Annotated in this window: 22 protein-coding genes; 9 read left to right on the forward strand and 13 right to left on the reverse strand. The window is 39.7% G+C overall.

The window, feature by feature from the left end; all coding sequences use genetic code 11:
• Window positions 1-7 precede the first annotated feature (7 nt).
• Together QZ738_RS02710 and QZ738_RS02715 are read left to right on the forward strand one after the other, a co-directional pair.
• Window positions 8-313: a YbaB/EbfC family nucleoid-associated protein gene (locus tag QZ738_RS02710; protein WP_293784189.1), complete on the forward strand. Its 306-nt coding sequence runs from the start codon at window positions 8-10 to the stop codon at window positions 311-313.
• Between the two features lie 53 nt (window positions 314-366).
• The gene (locus tag QZ738_RS02715; RefSeq protein WP_293784191.1) at window positions 367-1,044 is read left to right on the forward strand and encodes a metal-dependent hydrolase; all 678 of its coding nucleotides are present in this window, start codon (window positions 367-369) and stop codon (window positions 1,042-1,044) included.
• A gap of 270 nt (window positions 1,045-1,314) precedes the next feature.
• Here QZ738_RS02715 and QZ738_RS02720 read toward each other — a convergent pair whose 3' ends face one another.
• Together QZ738_RS02720 and polA are read right to left on the reverse strand one after the other, a co-directional pair.
• A complete protein-coding gene (locus tag QZ738_RS02720) occupies window positions 1,315-1,656 on the reverse strand; it encodes a hypothetical protein (protein ID WP_293784193.1) in 342 nt (113 codons plus the stop codon).
• Between the two features lie 182 nt (window positions 1,657-1,838).
• Entirely contained in the window at window positions 1,839-4,646 is a 2,808-nt protein-coding gene (gene polA, locus QZ738_RS02725; RefSeq protein WP_293784196.1) for a DNA polymerase I, read from the reverse strand.
• Window positions 4,647-4,814: 168 nt separating this feature from the next.
• Between polA and QZ738_RS02730 the strand changes: the two genes are divergently transcribed.
• Window positions 4,815-5,585 carry a hypothetical protein gene (locus tag QZ738_RS02730; protein ID WP_293784199.1) on the forward strand — a complete coding sequence of 257 codons (771 nt, stop codon included), beginning with the start codon at window positions 4,815-4,817 and terminating at the stop codon, window positions 5,583-5,585.
• 48 nt (window positions 5,586-5,633) lie between these two features.
• The gene (locus QZ738_RS02735) at window positions 5,634-6,314 is read left to right on the forward strand and encodes a hypothetical protein (protein WP_293784202.1); all 681 of its coding nucleotides are present in this window, start codon (window positions 5,634-5,636) and stop codon (window positions 6,312-6,314) included.
• Window positions 6,315-6,351: 37 nt separating this feature from the next.
• Here the strand turns inward: QZ738_RS02735 and QZ738_RS02740 are convergent, their stop codons facing one another.
• Genes QZ738_RS02740 through QZ738_RS02755 form a run of 4 tightly spaced genes read right to left on the reverse strand, consistent with a single transcriptional unit; the run spans window position 6,352 to window position 8,253 of the window.
• On the reverse strand, window positions 6,352-6,894 hold the full coding sequence (locus tag QZ738_RS02740) for a GNAT family N-acetyltransferase (protein WP_293784205.1): 543 nt from the start codon (window positions 6,892-6,894) through the stop codon (window positions 6,352-6,354).
• Complete coding sequence (locus QZ738_RS02745; protein ID WP_293784208.1) at window positions 6,894-7,481, reverse strand: DNA-3-methyladenine glycosylase I; 588 nt, start codon at window positions 7,479-7,481, stop codon at window positions 6,894-6,896. Before QZ738_RS02745 ends, QZ738_RS02740 begins: the two co-directional genes overlap by 1 nt.
• Before the next feature lies 1 nt (window position 7,482).
• Entirely contained in the window at window positions 7,483-7,845 is a 363-nt protein-coding gene (locus tag QZ738_RS02750; RefSeq protein WP_293784211.1) for a four helix bundle protein, read from the reverse strand.
• A gap of 54 nt (window positions 7,846-7,899) precedes the next feature.
• Window positions 7,900-8,253, reverse strand: a complete 354-nt coding sequence (locus tag QZ738_RS02755) for a carboxymuconolactone decarboxylase family protein (RefSeq protein ID WP_293784213.1) — start codon at window positions 8,251-8,253, stop codon at window positions 7,900-7,902.
• A gap of 52 nt (window positions 8,254-8,305) precedes the next feature.
• Between QZ738_RS02755 and QZ738_RS02760 the strand changes: the two genes are divergently transcribed.
• Window positions 8,306-8,665 carry a hypothetical protein gene (locus tag QZ738_RS02760; RefSeq protein WP_293784216.1) on the forward strand — a complete coding sequence of 120 codons (360 nt, stop codon included), beginning with the start codon at window positions 8,306-8,308 and terminating at the stop codon, window positions 8,663-8,665.
• On the opposite strand, the gene QZ738_RS02765 is transcribed toward QZ738_RS02760, so the two are convergent.
• Together QZ738_RS02765 and trmB are read right to left on the reverse strand one after the other, a co-directional pair.
• The gene (locus QZ738_RS02765) at window positions 8,655-8,987 is read right to left on the reverse strand and encodes an MGMT family protein (protein ID WP_293784219.1); all 333 of its coding nucleotides are present in this window, start codon (window positions 8,985-8,987) and stop codon (window positions 8,655-8,657) included. The genes QZ738_RS02760 and QZ738_RS02765 overlap by 11 nt on opposite strands.
• Window positions 8,987-9,637 (reverse strand): tRNA (guanosine(46)-N7)-methyltransferase TrmB, encoded by a 651-nt coding sequence (gene trmB / locus QZ738_RS02770; protein WP_293784222.1) that lies wholly within the window; start codon window positions 9,635-9,637, stop codon window positions 8,987-8,989. The genes QZ738_RS02765 and trmB overlap by 1 nt, the downstream gene beginning before the upstream one ends.
• A 113-nt stretch (window positions 9,638-9,750) precedes the next feature.
• Between trmB and QZ738_RS02775 the strand changes: the two genes are divergently transcribed.
• Complete coding sequence (locus QZ738_RS02775) at window positions 9,751-10,677, forward strand: GDP-L-fucose synthase (protein ID WP_293784224.1); 927 nt, start codon at window positions 9,751-9,753, stop codon at window positions 10,675-10,677.
• Window positions 10,678-10,728: 51 nt separating this feature from the next.
• On the opposite strand, the gene QZ738_RS02780 is transcribed toward QZ738_RS02775, so the two are convergent.
• Complete coding sequence (locus QZ738_RS02780) at window positions 10,729-11,856, reverse strand: glycoside hydrolase family 130 protein (RefSeq protein WP_293784226.1); 1,128 nt, start codon at window positions 11,854-11,856, stop codon at window positions 10,729-10,731.
• A 220-nt stretch (window positions 11,857-12,076) separates the two neighbouring features.
• Between QZ738_RS02780 and QZ738_RS02785 the strand changes: the two genes are divergently transcribed.
• On the forward strand, window positions 12,077-13,009 hold the full coding sequence (locus QZ738_RS02785; protein WP_293784228.1) for a hydrogen peroxide-inducible genes activator: 933 nt from the start codon (window positions 12,077-12,079) through the stop codon (window positions 13,007-13,009).
• 254 nt (window positions 13,010-13,263) lie between these two features.
• On the opposite strand, the gene QZ738_RS02790 is transcribed toward QZ738_RS02785, so the two are convergent.
• The 4 genes from QZ738_RS02790 to QZ738_RS02805 form a co-directional block, all read right to left on the reverse strand.
• Window positions 13,264-13,725 (reverse strand): hypothetical protein, encoded by a 462-nt coding sequence (locus QZ738_RS02790; protein WP_293784231.1) that lies wholly within the window; start codon window positions 13,723-13,725, stop codon window positions 13,264-13,266.
• Between the two features lie 98 nt (window positions 13,726-13,823).
• Window positions 13,824-14,432 carry a superoxide dismutase gene (locus tag QZ738_RS02795; protein ID WP_293784234.1) on the reverse strand — a complete coding sequence of 203 codons (609 nt, stop codon included), beginning with the start codon at window positions 14,430-14,432 and terminating at the stop codon, window positions 13,824-13,826.
• A 246-nt stretch (window positions 14,433-14,678) separates the two neighbouring features.
• Window positions 14,679-15,146 (reverse strand): nucleoside deaminase, encoded by a 468-nt coding sequence (locus QZ738_RS02800; protein WP_293784237.1) that lies wholly within the window; start codon window positions 15,144-15,146, stop codon window positions 14,679-14,681.
• A 304-nt stretch (window positions 15,147-15,450) separates the two neighbouring features.
• Window positions 15,451-15,786, reverse strand: coding sequence for a tRNA-binding protein (locus tag QZ738_RS02805; protein WP_293784240.1), 336 nt, complete (start codon window positions 15,784-15,786; stop codon window positions 15,451-15,453).
• A gap of 186 nt (window positions 15,787-15,972) precedes the next feature.
• Between QZ738_RS02805 and QZ738_RS02810 the strand changes: the two genes are divergently transcribed.
• Window positions 15,973-17,457 (forward strand): FGGY family carbohydrate kinase, encoded by a 1,485-nt coding sequence (locus tag QZ738_RS02810; protein WP_293784243.1) that lies wholly within the window; start codon window positions 15,973-15,975, stop codon window positions 17,455-17,457.
• Window positions 17,458-17,529: 72 nt separating this feature from the next.
• Window positions 17,530-18,861 (forward strand): xylose isomerase, encoded by a 1,332-nt coding sequence (gene xylA, locus QZ738_RS02815; protein WP_293784245.1) that lies wholly within the window; start codon window positions 17,530-17,532, stop codon window positions 18,859-18,861.
• Window positions 18,862-18,874: the final 13 nt, after the last annotated feature.

The raw sequence follows: 18,874 nt of genomic DNA on the forward strand, positions 1-18,874 counted from the left end.
AACGATTATGTTCGATAAATTATTTGCGGCACAACAAAAAGCCGAAGAAATTAAAAAACGCCTGGATACCATCTCGGTTTATGGCGAAGTTGAAAATGGAGCCATCAAAATTACGGCAACGGCAAACAAAACCATAACCGGGATAGCCATTGATGAAGATTTTTTAAAAGGCGCTGATAAAGAAGAATTGGAAGAGCTGTTGCTCACCGCTATCAATAAAGCGATGGCAAGTGCCGAACAGGTAAGTGCAGCCGAAATGCAGGCCTCAGCACAGGATATGCTGGGTGGCTTGGGCGGCATGTTTGGCCAATAATATTTCATCAAATTTAATCTTGATACTTAAGTCAACCTACTTGATATAAAAATATGAAATATACCTATTATGGCCAATCGTGTTTCCTATTGGAAACAGCTGGTAAAAAACTATTGTTTGATCCGTTTATATCACACAATCCATTAGCAAAAAACATCGATATTAAAGCGATTGAAGCTGATTATATTTTGGTAAGCCATGGCCATGCCGACCACGTTGCAGACCTGGTTGAATTGGCTAAACAAACTCAGGCTACCGTTATTGCGATGCCAGAGATTATTGATTGGATTTCGAAACAGGGTGTAGAGAAAGTGCATGGAATGAACTTCGGTAAGTTCACTTTTGATTGGGGAACCGTACGCATGGTACCTGCCACCCATTCATCCAGCTTACCTGATGGAAGTTATGGCGGAAACCCTGCTGGTTTTGTACTTGAAGTAGATGGCAAGCAAATTTATTTTGCGGGTGATACGGGTTTAACCATTGAGATGAAAGTTTTAGCTGATATTTATAACCTGGATTATGCCATTTTACCAATAGGTGGAAATTATACCATGGATGTTGATGATGCCTTGATTGCAACTAAATATTTCGATTGCGATAAGGTAATCGGCGTTCATTATAATACTTTCCCTGTAATAGAAATTGATACCCAGACGGCGTTAGATAAATTTGCACGCGAAAAGAAAACCTTGCTATTACCAGCGATTGGTGAAACGATAAGTGTGTAATTTAATGCGGATTATAAATCTGCAGTTCGAACGGTAGTGATAGAAAATCACAATCAACGAAAGAACCGTCATTTCGACTGAAGTGCAACGAAATGGAGAGATCTATCTCGAGGTAGATCTCTCCCCGCCTGTACGGGCAGGCGCTACACTGCGTTCCGGTCGGGACGATTTTTTTTTGCGGCGTGCAAGCTTAGAAAGTAATCCATGTGGCCTGAAAACAAAAAAGGGCCTCCAATTTACCGAAGACCCTTTCAAATTATAAACCTGAACCTAATTTTTTTTAGCGGCAGCTTTGTTTGCTTTATAACGCATATCAGCTGTACCATCTTTTTTTGTCGGACCAGCAACTTTGGTTACTGCTTTAGCTTTATTTTCTTTAAAACGCATATCTGGCGTACCATCTGCTTTTACTTTAGCAGCTGTAGTAGTGGTTTTAGTTTCTACTTTTTTAGCTTCTTGTTTTGCACCTGCTTTAACTGGTGCTGTTGTAGTTTTTACTTCTTTTTTTACAACGTTTTTAGCTTTAGCCGGAGTGGCTGTTGCTGGTGTTTGAGCAAATGCTGTTGTTAAACCAAATGCTGCGATTGCGATTAAACTCAATAACTTTTTCATAATTTTTAGATTTTTTTAACTGTTATGAAGCTTCTTCGTTTCACTCAGAGGTTTCATAATTTCTGATTTTTTATTTTACTCGTTTATTTTGTTGATATAAAATTCCTGAATCGATATGAAGTTTTAATGAAGATAATGAACATTTTTATTTTTAGAATGCTGAAGCAATCAAATCCTATCTTTTAATGTGCAGCCAGCCAGTTTTCGCCCTCCCCAATTTCTACCACAATCGGTACCTTTAATTTAATAGCATTGGCCATTTTATCCTGGATAATGGCTTTCATTGCTTCTTTTTCTGATTTCAGTACATCAAAAACCAACTCGTCATGTACCTGCATGGTCATGGTTGATTGCAATTTTTGCGCTTTCATCTCATGGTGGATATTGATCATGGCAATCTTGATCATGTCAGCTGCAGAACCCTGTATAGGCGCGTTGATGGCATTTCGTTCAGCGAACCCCCTTACGGTTTGGTTGGCCGAATTGATGTCTCTTAAATAACGTCGTCTGCCCATTATGGTTTCTACGTATCCGTTCTCTCTTGCAAAATTCATGGTATCGCTCATGTAACGCTTAATACCAGGATATTGTGCAAAATACTGTTCAATAATTTCAGCTGCTTCTTTACGCGGAATACCCAGGTTCTGTGATAAACCAAAGGCAGATTGACCATAAATGATTCCAAAGTTTACTGCTTTGGCATTTCTACGTTGTGTTCCATCCACTTCCTCAATACTAACGCCATATACTTTGGCTGCTGTTGCCGTGTGGATATCAATCCCTTTGCTAAAAGCATCAAGCATGTTTTCTTCTTTGCTTATTTCAGCAATAATGCGCAGTTCTATCTGTGAATAATCGGCTGATAACAAAATATGGTTTTCATCCCTTGCAATAAAGGCTTTACGTACTTCTCTTCCCCGTTCCGTGCGGATCGGGATATTCTGTAAATTAGGATTATTGGAACTCAATCTACCGGTTGCCGCAACAGCCTGATTATAAGAAGTGTGTACCCTACCGGTTTTAGGATTAACCATAAGGGGCAATGCATCCACATAGGTTGATTTAAGTTTCTGTAACTGCCGGAAATCTAAAATATCCTGAACAATATCGCTTTTACTGGCCAGGGCCGTTAAAATATCTTCTCCGGTTTGGTACTGACCGGTTTTTGTTTTTTTTGCTTTCGGATCAAGCTGAAGTTTATCAAATAAAACCTCCCCTAACTGTTTCGGTGAAGCCAGGTTAAATTTAATTCCAGCTTTGTCATATACATTTTGTTCGAATTTGATAATCTCAGTCTCCAGCTCTTTAGAATAGGCCTGTAAGGTTTCAATGTCAATCCGAACGCCCTCTTTCTCTATATCTGCCAATACATAAACCAAAGGATTTTCAATTTCTTCGGCAAGTTTGGCTGCATTTAATTCTTTTAATTTGGGTTCAAAGATGTGTGCCAACTGCAAAGTTACATCGGCATCTTCAGCAGCGTAATCTACCACATCTACCACAGGAACATCACGCATCGTAAGCTGATTTTTACCTTTCGCCCCAATGAGTTTGGTAATCGAGATAGGTGAATAACCAAGATAGTTTTCCGACAGCACGTCCATTCCATGGCGGGTATCAGGATCAATCAGGTAATGCGCCAGCATGGTATCAAAAAGCTTTCCTTTTACTTCTACGCCATACCATTTTAATACCAGGATATCGTATTTGGTATTCTGACCGATTTTCTCGATATCCTCATTTTCCAATACCACTCTAAATTCATCAACAATTAACTGTGCCGCTGCTCTTTCTGCCGGAACCGGGATATAATAACCTGTTCCAGGCTTAATAGAGAATGATAAACCCACCAAATCGGCCAGGTTTGCATCGGTACCAGTCGTTTCGGTGTCAAAAGAGATCCGTTTTTCAGCCAGCAACAATTTAATCAGGTCGGCACGTTGTTCGGCAGACTCAACCAATTGGTAATCATGTTCCGTATTTTCAATGGTTTTAGCTGGTAATTTTTCTGCCGGTTCTTCTTCCTCCAGCGTATTGGTATACTGTATGGCTTCGCCAGATTGATTGCCAAACAGATCGGTTTGAGTACCTTCCTGAAAGCGGGCTGTAGTTACCGAAAATTCATCACCAAACACCCTTCGCCCTAAAGTCCTGAATTCCAATTCGGTAAACAAAGGCTCTAACAAATCGCGGCTCGGATCGCAAAGTTCCAAACTGGCTTCATCCAGTTCAACCGGAACATCCAATAGAATAGTGGCTAGTTTTTTGGAAATTAATCCCTGTTCTGCAAAATTTTCGACGTTTTCGCGTTGTTTTCCTTTTAGCTCATGGGAGTTTGCAATAATATTCTCCATAGAGCCATATTGCTTGATCAAGGCTTTTGCAGTTTTCTCTCCAATCCCCGGAATACCCGGGATATTATCTACGGCATCGCCCCATAAACCCAAAATATCAATTACCTGTAACACATTTTCAACCTCCCATTTAGCCAATACTTCCTTTACACCCAATATTTCCATATCGTTGCCCATACGGGCCGGCTTGTAAATAAAAATATTTTCAGAAACCAACTGGGCAAAATCCTTATCAGGCGTCATACAATATACCTGATAACCTTTTTGTTCCGCTTTTTTAGCCAGTGTACCTATAATATCATCAGCTTCGTAACCATCAGAAGTAATTACCGGAATGTTGAAACCTGTAATTAATTTAAGCACATAAGGCATTGCTGCAGCCAGGTCTTCAGGCATGGCCTGGCGGTGTGCTTTATAGGCTTCGAAAGAAGTATGCCTTTCGGTTGGGGCATCTGTATCAAAAACTACGGCAATATGCGTCGGTTTTTCTTTCTTCAACACATCCAACAAGGTATTGGTAAAGCCCATCACTGCAGATGTATTGATGCCTGTTGAGGTAAAACGCGGATTTTTACTGAGTGCAAAATGCGCTCTGTACATAAGCGCCATACCGTCGAGGAGAAAGAGTTTTTTCATATTATGATTTCACTGATTAAATGATTGCACCGATAGCCCATTTACATGTACTTACCGGATGATAAAAGTAAAGAAAGATAATCATATCGCTAAAATGCTTTATCAACAAAAAAATTAAATTAATTTATTGAATTCTTTAACTTTCATCATCATTAAATAAAACGCGCTATGAAAATATTTTGTACATTAATCTTTTGCCTGATTACAGGATGGGTTAAAGCCCAGCTTCCAGCTGATACTTTGGTTAACTACATTACTTTCGAAAACATGAAAGGTAATGACGATGGCTATGGTGCATCGATAGACCGACCAATAGGTACCGGTGCATTTAAAAATCTAGCGAATAAAAGTTATCTGAGTATGAGAATGGCCAAACTGGAAAATTCTTACCGCTGGCCGGATGGTTCAAAGATTGATTTTAACAGAAGAAAGACTGAACATTCAGCTACAGGGATTGTAGATCGATATACTTTAATAAATCCTGATTTAAAAGATACCGTATTTCTTTTTGTTGATCCCTACAAATTAGATTCTGCTTTCTTTATACCTAAAGGGCTGATTGCACTTAACAAAGAGATTTTAGCGAGGGAAATTACTACACAATTGAAAGCCATTGAGCACATAAATGCAGCAAAAGATGCCTTTGAAACAAAACAGGACAGTCTAAACAAAGTTGCCAACTATATTGCTTCTTATGCTGGTCTGGTTAATTTTGTTGATCGGGAAAATTTAGCCAAAGTCATGACGGATACGCAGGCCTCTCCAGAAATAAAAGAATATCTATTTAAGATTTACATCATTAATAAATTTTATGCAATGGGTAAAAACATCAGTGGTTCTAAAGCTTATGCCTTAAACAAAATGAAAGAATTGTTTAACATCTTTCAAAGGGAACATCCAAATATAGAAACGGGCAACATCAAAATTAATCTGAATTAGTACGATTTGAAATTTAGTTCCGTTATTTGTGGAAAGCCAATCGATAATATGAAATTCTTGTTTTCTATCTTTCTTTTCTCATTTACTTTAACTCAGCTCTTTGCACAGGATTTTATCGTTAAAAACAACGATGATGTCATCCGCGGAACAATAAAAGGGACTGATTATTTTTCCGTTTTTATCAGTGCCAACGATGAAGCGGACGTAATTTTGCCAGCAAAGGATGTAAAAAACTTCTTCTGGAATGGCGACAGCTTTGTGAGCAAAGGATTTGCCAATGGCCGTAATTTCGAATATCGTTTTGTAAAGGTAATCGAAATGGGAACAGTTAATCTTTATTCCTTCGGCGGAGGTACACTCGTGCCGCAGGTGAAAGAGAAAAAGGTAAAATTCCGGCCATCAATTGGCATCGGAACGGGAACAGGTGGTTTTGGCGGTATGGGCATGGGAGGAGGGATTAGTATCGGCGGCGGGCGAAACTCAGTTCCCGAAAAACCTGCAGGAGCACCCGTTGTTCGCTATTTTATTGAAAAACCTGGCGCAGGGCCTTTACAGGAAGTGCCAATGAAAGCGATAACCGAAGATGCTAGAAAGTTGGAGGTCAAAAATATCCTGCTCCAGAAAATAGGGGATCAGCCAGCTTTAAAAGCAAAAGTTGAAGCGGGAACAAATTTTAACAGCAGAGATGTTATTGAATGGGTAAAAGAATATAATGCGACAAAGAAATAAAGCCAGGATTAATGAAGTTTTGGGATGGTAAAATCGTTCAAGTAATATCATTATCCTTAAGCTTTACATAGACTTCTAAACTGATAGACTCATCATTTTTAATTTCGTAATCCTTTAGCGTTTCCTGATAATCAAAACCAATTTTTCTTAGTACCTTTTTGCTGTTCTCATTTTCTATTTCAACCATGGCCTCGATTTTTCTTAAACCTAAATTCTCAAAGGCATAATTGCAGATGGGATTGGCTACCTCTTTAACGATTCCTTTTCCCCAATGTTCTGGCAACAGCCAGAAACCGATCTCAGCCTTTTGATCTGATTTATTTAGATAATTAAGTCCTATTCCGCCTAACAAAGTCGGTCCCTCCTTATCACATATTGCCCACCAAATGCCTGTTTCATTCCGTTGAATTTCATCAAACCATATAAGTTGATCTTTGGTGTGGGCAAGGCTCGTATAGCTTACCCCATAATAACGAATGACATCTGGATGGGATAATCCTTTAAAAACAAATGCCAGGTCGTTAGCGCAGAACTGCCTCAATAAAAATCTTTCCGTATATAGTGTAAAGGAGCCAAACATTATCTTGCGCAACAGTTTAACAAATGGTCGTTCACCATACCTGTCGCCTGCATAAATGCATAACAGATGGTGGTACCAAAAAACCTGAAGCCACGTTTCTTCATGTTTTTACTGATTTGGTCGGACAGTTCTGTTCTTGGCGGGACATCGCCCATTTTCTCCACGTGATTTAGGATGGGCTTGCTTTGTGGAACAAAACTCCATATAAATTTAGAAAAGCTCCCAAATTCCTCCTGGATTTCCATAAATAGCCTGGCATTTGAGATGGCGCTATTTACCTTTAATCTGTTACGGATAATGCCTTCGTCATCCATCAATCGTTCTACATCTTTTTCGGTAAAAGCAGCAACCTTTTTCACATCGAAATCAGCAAAAGCTTTACGGTAGTTCTCCCGTCTTTTGAGAATGGTAATCCAGCTTAAACCAGCTTGCGCACCTTCAAGGATTAAAAATTCGAATAAAATTCGATCATCATAAACAGGTTTTCCCCACTCTTCATCATGGTATTTAATATAAAGCGGATCGGAACCAGCCCAGCTACAGCGGATTACTGAGTCCTTAGTCGTGAGTCCGGAGTCGTGAGTCATACTAAGCGAATTTTGAAGGATGGCTGATCATGAAATTTAATAATTTGCTTATTTCTTCACACTGAGCATCCAAATAATTGAATTTTTCTTCAGTGATATAATTACAGGCTAGCGCTATATCTAACCAAACCTGCGTTTCACCATTTTCCATATCCGCATCTGATAGTTTACTGATAAAATGATTAGGGTATCTTCTCTTTTTGTATGCTTCATCTATACTGCTACAAACAGACCTCGAAGATCTACGCATCTGATCTACCAAGCTGTATTGCTCTGACTTTGGGAAATCCTTCGTCAAATTAAAGATGTCCATCAAAAGAGCGAATCCTTTTTTATAAGCGATTAATTCTCTAAACTTTCCCATATTTTTTTACCAATATAATAATTTGGGAAGAGAAAAAGACTATAGACTTAGGACTTAAGACTCCGAACTAGAACTCAGTTCATCCCAATACTCCACAGCCCTCCTGTAATGCGGAATAACGATGCTACCACCCACAAGATTGGCGATCATGAAGATTTCGTTCATTTCATCATGGTTTACACCAGCATCGAAACATTTGCCCAGGTGGTATTTGATGCAATCGTCACAACGCAAAACCATAGAGGCCACCAGGCCCAACATTTCTTTCGTCTTAACATCCAAAGCCCCATCAGCATAAGAGGTAGTATCGAGCGCAAAAAAACGTTTGATATTCGTATTTGCCGTTACCATAATCCTATCGTTCATTTTTTCACGATAGTGATTAAATTCTTCTACAAGCTTTCCCATATTATAAAAATCTTTTTTAATTGTTATTTGTTCAGGCTATAAACATTTGATTATGAAAATAATATCCTCAAAATTCCATGCGGTTTTAGATTACCTGTTAATCATGCTTTTATTGGCTTCTCCCGATATCTTTGGCCTTTCTACAACTGCCTCAACACTCGCTTACGTGTTGGGTATCGTTCATTTTTTATTAACGGTAATGACCAATTTTAGTGGAGGTATCTTTAAAATCATTCCGATCAAACTTCACGGTATTATTGAGTTTTTCGTTAGTGCTATTCTCATTATTTTAGCATTTACACTTTTTAAAGGGAATTTAACAGACGAAATCTTCTTTGCCTGCTTTGGCTTATTGATTTTAATTATTTTTGCCCTTACTGATTATAAACGAAGTTTACCGGTTATATTATAATTTCTTCCATCGGATTCCAAAATACCTTTTTAAAGTTCAGCACCCTGTCGTTCTTCACTTCAACACCTTCTTCTTTCAACAGCTCTTCCATTAACTCCGGTGGCTTAAAATGAAACTTTCCGGTAAGCAGGCCACTACTATTTACGACCCGATGTGCAGGCACACGTGGATGGGCTGTTCCGGCATAGCGCATGGCATGCCCCACCATTCTTGATGATTTCGCCGCACCTAAACTTTTTGCGATAGCGCCATAAGAAGTAACCCTCCCTTTCGGAATCAACCGGGCAATCTCATAAACCTGTTCGTAAAAGCTGGTGTTCATTATTCAAAAGAAAATTGAATATAATTAATATTTTTATCGTGTAGCAGGTATTTTTTCTCGTAATAAGTTTTGATCGACAGTACCTCATCCACCAGATCTGAAGTATACAGATGATCGGTATTTTTATGTACAGGCAAATTCAATTCTGCCACTTTTTCGCAGGTGTAGGCATACAACTGGTCATTATCTGTTTTCAGATTAACTTTACCTCCGGGTTTTAAAACCAATTTGTACCTGTTCAGGAATGCCGGAAAGGTTAAACGTTTTTTCTCCCTGCTATCTTGTGGCTGTGGATCAGGGAAGGTGATCCAGATTTCGTCGATCTCCCCTTCATTAAAGTAGTCCAATATGTTTTCAATCTGGATCCTTAAAAAAGCAACATTATCAATCCCATCTTCAATAGCCGTTTTGGCTCCGCGCCAAATGCGGTTACCTTTATAATCTACCCCAATAAAATTTTTACCGGGAAAAAGCCTGGCCAGATTTACCGAATATTCACCTTTTCCACAGGCCAGTTCCAGTACAATGGGATTCGTATTTTTAAAATGTGCCGAAGCCCACTTGCCCTTTAAAGCTTTTCCTTGTTCTAATTGATATACGTTCGCAAATGTTTCTATTTCAGCAAAACGCCTAAGTTTATCTTTACCCAAAAGTTTTTTTTCTGCAAAAATACAATTAAATCAATAACCGGAGTTTCTTTTGCCTCAAAGATTGATGGCAATCTTATTTAGGAATTGTATTTTTGTAACCTATAAAAATTACCGTGGAAAAAAACGCGAAAATATATGTTGCAGGCCATCGTGGAATGGTAGGTTCGGCCATTTACCTTAAACTGCAAAAAGAAGGTTACGAAAATATCATTACCAGAACTTCAGCAGAGCTTGACCTGCGCAACCAGCAGGCAGTTACTGATTTTTTTGCTGAAGAAAAACCGGATTATGTTTTTCTTGCGGCAGCAAAGGTTGGTGGTATTGTAGCGAACAACCTTTACAGAGCTGATTTCCTTTATGAAAATTTAGCGATACAAAATAATGTAATCCACCAGGCGTATGTCAATAGCGTTAAAAAACTCATGTTTTTGGGCTCTAGCTGCATTTACCCTAAAATGGCTCCACAACCCTTAAAGGAAGATTACCTTTTAACCGGCACATTAGAGCATACGAACGAGCCTTATGCCATTGCCAAAATTGCGGGTATTAAAATGTGCGATGCGTATCGCGATCAATATGGCTGTAATTTTATCTCCGTAATGCCAACCAATTTATATGGCTATAAGGATAACTATCATCCTCAAAATTCGCACGTTTTACCAGCTTTGATCCGTAAGGTGCATGAGGCAAAAGTAAACAACGAAAAAGAAGTTGTGGTTTGGGGTTCTGGCTCACCCATGCGCGAATTTTTATTTGCCGACGATTTAGCTGATGCCTGTTATTTCCTGATGCATAATTATAATGAACCGCATCTGATCAATATTGGCACCGGGCACGATTTAACCATTAAAGACCTAGCTTTGCTGATCAAAGATGTTTTGGGATTCGATGGGGAACTGGTATTCGATGCTACTAAACCAGACGGCACACCACGCAAATTAATGGATGTGAGTAAACTCCATAGTTTAGGCTGGAAACATCAAATTGAGCTTAAAGAAGGGATCGCCCTGGCTTATCAGGATTTCGAAAGCAGATATTAAATGAATTTACAAGGGCGTTTAACATACCGTCCCGCCCTTGTGATTTGCGCCTTATTTTGGAGGAGCAGGATCATAAATGGCTACTGCTACATGGCTATCTGCACAGCCATAATATAAAAACCATTGCTTCTTAAAATAAACCAACCCTTCGAGAAAAACGGTGCCCGAAGGATATTGTCCGCTTTTCTCGAAAGGAGCTGTAGGCACGAAAAAAGGTTTATCCAGCCTCGCGATCACTTTAGAAGGATGTTTGAGATCAAAAAGAACCTGCCCGGCAGAATAGGTATTGGCTACATAATTGGTATCCCGCTTGTCATCGCCCCTGTTTTTGCCGTTATACAGCACCAGTATGCCTTGATCAGTTACAATTGCCGGCGGACCACATTCTGTTAAATCGCTATCAAAAAAGTGTTGTCGGGGCTTCACAATCATATCCAGTTCATTCTTATCGTTTAAGGTAGGCTCCCAGTTAACAAGGTCGGTTGAGATGGCAATATTCATGAAACGTTCGCCCCAGTACATCATATATTTACCGTTTATTTTGGCAATGATCTGTTTACCGTTTTCTAACTTCGTCACAATTGAACCAGATTTGCATTTGAGATCCTTAAATTTGCCATTATAGGCCTTATTGAATGCGGGGCCATGTTTGGTCCAGTGTTTTAAATCTTTGGAAGTGGCTACAGCCAGGCGGAAGATATTGCGGTTCCATTGCGTATAGAACATTACATATAGGCCCTCTTCAGTAACAGCAATACGTGGGTCTTCACACCCCCCCGGCCATTCGTTTGCTTTCTGCTCATCCTCATCCGGGTAGAACACCGGTTCAGGACTACGTTTCATATTAATGCCATCATTGCTTTCTGCAATTCCCAATCTGGAAGTGCGCATGCCTATTCCATTACCAGAACGATCTTCACTACGGTATAAAACATAGATCTTGTTTTTATGCACAGCGGCAGCGGGATTGAAAACATCGCCGGCCTCCCAGGCTATTTTTTTCTTGAGTATGGGATCCATAAAAACACTTTCTATGTTTGGCGAAATAATGGGATTAACATTTTCTGGCCGTGAAAATGGCCCAAGTGCCCAATTTGGGAGTTTATCCTGAGCATTTGCCGCAAAGGCTAGCAGAAGAAAAACAACAAAAAGATATAGGCGAAAAATGGCTCTGTTCATGAAACTAAAATACTAATTAATATGCCAAGCTGGTGATAGTATAATTACCCAAAATTAAATCAATCAGATTAAAATGGCTGTTCAATCTTTTGTTAAAATGGATCATTTTAATCGAAAATTTTAATTCAAATCATTCAAGTTTAATGATATTATAAACACAAACAGTTTTCGACTATAGTTAAAATTGATATATTTGAACTGATTAATCAATTTTACCTATATGACTTTAGTCCAGCTCGAATATATTGTCGCAGTAGATACCTATAGAAGTTTCGTAACTGCTGCCGAAAAGTGTTTTGTAACCCAGCCTACCTTAAGTATGCAGGTACAAAAACTGGAAGAATTAATTAGCGTTAAAATTTTCGACAGGAGCAAACAACCTGTAAGTCCGACAGAAATTGGTACCCAGATTATTGCCCAGGCCAGAATTATCTTACAGGAGAGCGGGAAAATTAAAGAGTTGATCAGCAGCCAGCAGCAAGATGTAATGGGCGAACTGAAAATTGGGGTGATCCCAACCATTGCCCCATATTTATTGCCAGAGGTGATTTCGGCCATGCTGGATAAATACCCTGAACTAAAACTTTTAATCTGGGAATATACCACAGAGGACATTATTCATCATCTGAAAACCGGTGTGCTGGATTGCGGTATTTTAGCCACGCCACTTACCGATCCGAACATTACCGAAACACCACTATATTACGAAAACTTTGTCAGTTACATCAGTAAAAACAGTAAACTGTACAAAAAGAAAGCGCTGGATGCCGAAGATCTGCACGATGAGAATATCTGGCTCTTAAATGAAGGCCATTGTATGCGCAATCAGGTATTAAACATTTGTCGTTCCACCAAAAACAACAGGCTGCAGGGGCTAGAGTATAATACAGGCAGTGTAGAAACCCTGGTACGTATGGTTGATTTAAATGGGGGTGCAACGCTGTTGCCCGAACTGGCCATAGCAGAACTAAATGCGAAGCAGACCAGTAAGGTACGTCATTTTAAATCACCTGAACCCGTGCGTGAAATTAGCCTGGTTACCCATAAAAACTTTATTAAAAAGCGGATGCTCAATGCCTTAAAAGAGGAGATCCTGACTATTATTCCAAAAGCGATGAAGCAGAAAAAAAAGAAAGATGTAGTTGGGATTTAACTTCTTGCGAAGTTTTTTCCCCTTCTGCCGTCATGCAGAATTTAGTTCAGCATCTTTCTTGCTATAAAGACCCTGAAATAAATCCGATGGCTATCGGAGCAGGGTGACGACACTCCGGTAAGTGCCTAGATTAAACAAAACAGATCTTTTAAATTTAGTGAATTAACTTTTGATCCTTATCTAAATGCCCCGCCAGTTTATAACCCGTTGCAGCAGGATTATTATCTTCTAAAAGCTCAGATAATTAAAAAAATCTACTGGTTCTGTTTTTCTACCGGAGGTGCAGATAATAATCCTTTGATATCGCTTTCCACTTCTTCCTCTTCGCCCTTTTTCTTTTTCTTGTTTTTAGCTTTTAATCCTTTGCCACTTAAACGCTCCTCCACAATTTTATCGTATTCGGTTTGTTGCTCTGGCCTTAAAACATTGCGGATATTTTTTGAAGTTTCATTCTGAAGTTTATAAAATTTATCTACATCCTCCTCGCGCGAGTTACCGGCCTGTTGCCTTTTAATTAAGTCGGCCTGTTCTTTTGCCTGGTTATAGGTATAGCTATAAATGACGCTTTTTTGCGTACCATTCAATTTTAGCCGTTTTTCCAGATCATCAACATTTTTTTGTGCAATTTCTGCCGGGGTAGGCATTTTATTCTGTTGTGCACGTACCAGCACATTTACGCCAACAATCATTAAAAATAAAACTACAAGCCTTTTCATTCCGAATATTTTAATATGCGAAGTTACTTAATTATCTTAAAACAAGAAAGTCCCGATCTGCACCGGGACTTTCTATTAAATTTTTATGGAAGGCGAGCTTACAACGCTTTTTTATAAAGTTCAGCAACTGCATCCCAGTTAATTACATTCCAGATTGCGGCTAAATAATCCGGGCGTTTGTTTTGATATTTTAAATAATAGGCGTGTTCCCAAACATCAATACCCAAAATTGGTGTGCCTTTTACTTCAGCAACATCCATCAAAGGATTATCCTGGTTTGGTGTAGAGGAAACCTGAAGTTTTTTATCTGCACCGACAGATAACCAGGCCCAGCCAGAACCAAAACGGGTAGCGCCAGCTTCCTGTAATTTAGTTTTAAGCTCAGCAAACGAACCGAAAGTTTCATTAATTGCTTTAGCTAAATCGCCAGTTGGCTCACCGCCTTTATTAGGACCTAAAATATTCCAGAATAAGGAGTGATTATAGTGTCCACCACCATTGTTCCTAACAGCAGCAGGGAATTTTGAAATGTTTTTTACAATTTCCTCGATGCTTGAATTCGCCTCCGGCTTTCCTTCTAACGCTTTATTTAGGTTGGTAACGTAAGCCTGGTGGTGTTTATCATGGTGAATTTCCATGGTAGTTTTATCAATATGCGGTTCTAATGCATCGGTTGCGTAATGTAACGCAGGTAATTCAAAAGCCATAATGTTTATGATTAAAGATTTAAAAATGTTTCTTGTAGCAAATATAACATTACAACGTTAAGATTTGTTCATGTTATTATCATCAAATGGTTTTGTGGGTATCGGCATTGATTGAAAATTATAATAATCACCAAGATAATAGTCATTTACATAATGCAAAAAAAAGGTTGCCCTACGTCATCTATATGACCCCGCTGACCATTAACTATCAACTATTGACCATGAATCAATTATAGAAACAGGAAGCTATCTTTTCTTAGCAAAGAAACCTTTCATCAATGCGCCACACTCCTCCGCCATTACACCACCTTTGAGCACAGTTTTAGGGTGCAGCAGTTGCGCATTTTTGGAGATAAAGCCTCTTTTTTCTTCTCTGGCACCATATACAATACGACCAATCTGCGTCCAGTAACTTGCTCCGGCGCACATTACACAAGGCTCGATGGTTACATATAAGGTGCAATCCCTTAAATATTTCCCGCCAATGGTTTGCGATGCAGAGGTGAAAGCCTGCATTTCGGCGTGTGCAGTCACATCGTTAAAGCGTTCGGTTAAATTATAGCCACGGCCGATAATCCTGTTTTTACTGACCACAATCGCACCTATTGGAATTTCATCTTCAGCCAAAGCCTTTTTCGCTTCTTCCAAAGCCAATTTCATGTAATGAATATCTTCTTCTTTAGGATCGGTATTTTCGAAATTGTAAAAACTCATGAAGCAAATATAGGGTAATAATGGCCAAAAAGACCTCCGAAGTTTTGGTGGCCATGGGCGCGGTAAACTTATGAAGTCTAAGCTGAAACTTTAATTGGATTTTGGAGCGCAGTGTCAGTACTGATCGGCTGTTTCAGTCCTGCTTTACGTTCCAAGTCCTCTCCCGGTGAAAAACCGGGATTGCGGGCTTTGCGCTGCCATCAGGGCTATTTAACAAAAGTCTGTGCTAATAGTGAACAAATAACGCGCAGACTTCCGAAGTTTTCAAGAGCAAAGGCCGGTAAAACTTCAGTATCTAAATGCATTATATCAGTTTACTTCCGTTCGGCACTTTACGCTCTACCGTAGTTAATACGATATCGCCATTTTCATCAGCAAAACCAGTTACTAAAAATTCAGACATAAATTTTCCGATTTGTTTTTTAGGGAAGTTAATCACCCCAACAATCTGTTTTCCCGGTAACTCTTCCAATGTATAATGTTTCGTAATCTGCGCGCTGCTCATTTTAATGCCAAATTCGCCAAAGTCTACTTTTAATTTGTAAGCTGGTCTTCGGGCCTCCGGAAATTCAAAGGCTTCCAGAATAGTACCTACCCTTAACTCAACTTTTTCGAAATCGCCCCATGTAATCTGTTCCATAAATATTTCTTTGTACCTGGTAAAAATATAAATAATTAACAATTCCGCATCAGTTTAAACGCAAATTGACACAATTCAACCGTTTGCATAAATGAATCGTTTTTTACAAAAAATTTGCGTTTTATATTTTTACTACTATCTTTATGCAACCGTTTGCATAACCAAATATTTAAACCATATGAAAGCATGTATTTATTAGGTATTGATTTAGGCACCTCATCCATCAAAGTTGCTGTTGTTGATGCAGCTACACAAAAAAACATCGCCACAGCTCAATATCCTGAAGAAGAAACTGCCATCAAATCTTTACAATCCGGCTGGGCAGAACAATCGCCGGATGACTGGTGGCATAATGTTCAACAAGCCATTCTTAAATTAAATTCAACCGGTCTTTTTGAGCCAAAAAAAATTAAAGCCATTGGCATTGCCTACCAAATGCACGGACTGGTTGTTGTAGATCAAAATCAGCAGGTGCTTCGCGATAGTATAATCTGGTGCGATAGCAGGGCAGTTGAACTGGGCAATGGTGCTTTCGAGGCAATCGGTCACGAAAAATCTTTGCAACATTTATTAAACTCTCCCGGCAACTTTACGGCATCAAAACTGGCCTGGGTAAAAGCAAACGAGCCAGACGTATATAACCGTATCGACAAAATCATGCTCCCCGGCGATTTTATTGCGATGAAATTAACTGGAGAAATCACTACAAGTATTTCGGCCCTCTCTGAAGGTATTTTTTGGGATTTTGAAAACCACGAAATTTCTAAAGATGTAATGGGTTATTATGGCATTTCAGGCAACCTGATCCCAACCCTGAAACCCCTGTTTTCAGAACATGGTTATTTAAAAGCCGATATTGCCCATGCCCTGAACCTGCCATCTCGCATTCCGGTTGCCTATAAATCTGGCGATCAGCCAAACAATGCACTTTCCCTAAATGTGTTAAAACCTGGGGAGGTCGCGGCTACAGCGGGAACTTCCGGGGTAATTTACGGGGTAAGCGATGGGCTTACTTACGATCAACAATCGAGAGTGAACACCTTTGCACACGTAACGTATTCTGAAGAAAAAAAGCACACTGGTGTTTTACTTTGTATCAATGGTACCGGTAGCATGTATCGTTGGGCAAAACATAATTTTGCACCGCAATCTACCTATGCAGAGCTGAATATCCAGGCCGAAAGAGCACCGATTGGCAGTAATGGTTTAAAAGTACTTCCTTTCGGTAACGGCGCAGAGCGGATGTTGAACAACCAATACACAGGCGCAGCGCTACTGGGCATTGATTTAAACCTGCACCATCAGTCAGACATCTTCAGGGCGGTACAGGAGGGTATTGCGTTTTCTTTCCGTTATGGATTGGATATTATGCGCGAAAATGGCATGCAGCCTAAAGTGATCCGCGCCGGAAAGGCCAATCTATTTTTAAGTGATGTATTTGCACAAACTTTTGTAGATGTTACGGGCATTCCGGTAGAACTTTACGAAAACGATGGCAGTGTCGGGGCGGCTCTGGGTGCGGGTATAGGTGCCCGCATTTTTAAAAGTGCAGAAGAAGCTTTTAGTAACCACAAAGTAATCAAAACCTTAATACCACAACATTCAGCTGAGTACGAACCAATCTATCAGGATTGGAAAGAAATATTAAAAAAACAATTAGCAACCGGTTAAGGGTTGATAATTCATGATGAGTTTTTACCATGAACCATTGACCAACAGACCATCAATCAAAAAACAAAAAACATGACAAAAGTAGTAACCGGAGCAACGGAATTTTTCAAAGGCATTGAGCAGATCAGATTTGAAGGTCTGGAAAGCGATAATCCATTAGCATTTAGATGGTATGACGCCAACAAAGTAGTAGCAGGCAAAACCATGAGTGAGCATTTCAAGTTTGCCTGTGCTTACTGGCATTCATTTAATGGCAATGGTGCCGATCCATTTGGAGGTGCCACACACGTTTTTCCATGGGATGAAAAAAAAGATGCAGTAGAGCGGGCAAAAGATAAAATGGATGCAGCCTTTGAATTTATTACTAAAATGCAAATTCCATACTATTGCTTCCATGATGTGGATGTGGTGGATTATAGCGACGATGTTGCCGAAAATGAACGCAGATTACAGGTACTTGTTGAGTATGCCAAACAAAAACAGGCCGATAGCGGCGTAAAACTCTTGTGGGGAACAGCCAATTTATTTAGCCACAAGCGCTATATGAATGGTGCATCTACCAATCCGGATTTTCATGTGCTGGCACATGGTGCTGCCCAGGTTAAAGCTGCGTTGGATGCAACCATTGCACTTGGCGGTGAGAACTATGTTTTTTGGGGTGGCAGAGAAGGCTATATGAGCTTATTAAACACTGATATGAAACGTGAGCAGGAGCATTTGGCAAAATTCTTACATACGGCTAAAGATTATGCCCGCAAACAGGGGTTTAAAGGAACATTTTTTATTGAACCAAAACCATGTGAACCTTCTAAACATCAATACGATTACGATGCAGCAACAGTAAGGGGCTTTTTACAACAATACGATCTGTTGGCAGATTTTAAGTTAAATTTAGAAGTAAACCACGCCACACTGGCTGGTCATACTTTCCAGCATGAATTACAGGTTGCGGTAGATAACGGCCTGTTGGGCTCTATCGACGCTAACCGTGGCGATTACCAGAATGGCTGGGATACGGATCAGTTCCCGAATGATATTAACGAACTAACCGAAGCCATGTTAATCATTTTAGAGGGTGGTGGCTTACAAGGTGGGGGTGTAAACTTCGATGCAAAAATACGCCGTAACTCTACTGATCAGAAAGACCTATTCTACGCACACGTAGGTGGCATGGATATCTTTGCTAGGGCATTAGTTACTGCAGATGCCATTCTTCAGAAATCTGATTATAAAAAGGTAAGGGCCGACCGCTATGCCTCATTTGATAGTGGAAAGGGTGCCGAATTTGAACAAGGCAAATTAAGTTTGGAAGACTTAAGAAATTACGCCGCAGAAAATGGCGAACCAGAGGTACGCAGCGGCAGACAGGAATATCTGGAGAACCTCATTAACCGATATATCTAAAATTATCTCTACG

Origin of the sequence: uncultured Pedobacter sp., assembly GCF_913776295.1 — a bacterium.
Classification (GTDB): Bacteria; Bacteroidota; Bacteroidia; order Sphingobacteriales; family Sphingobacteriaceae; genus Pedobacter.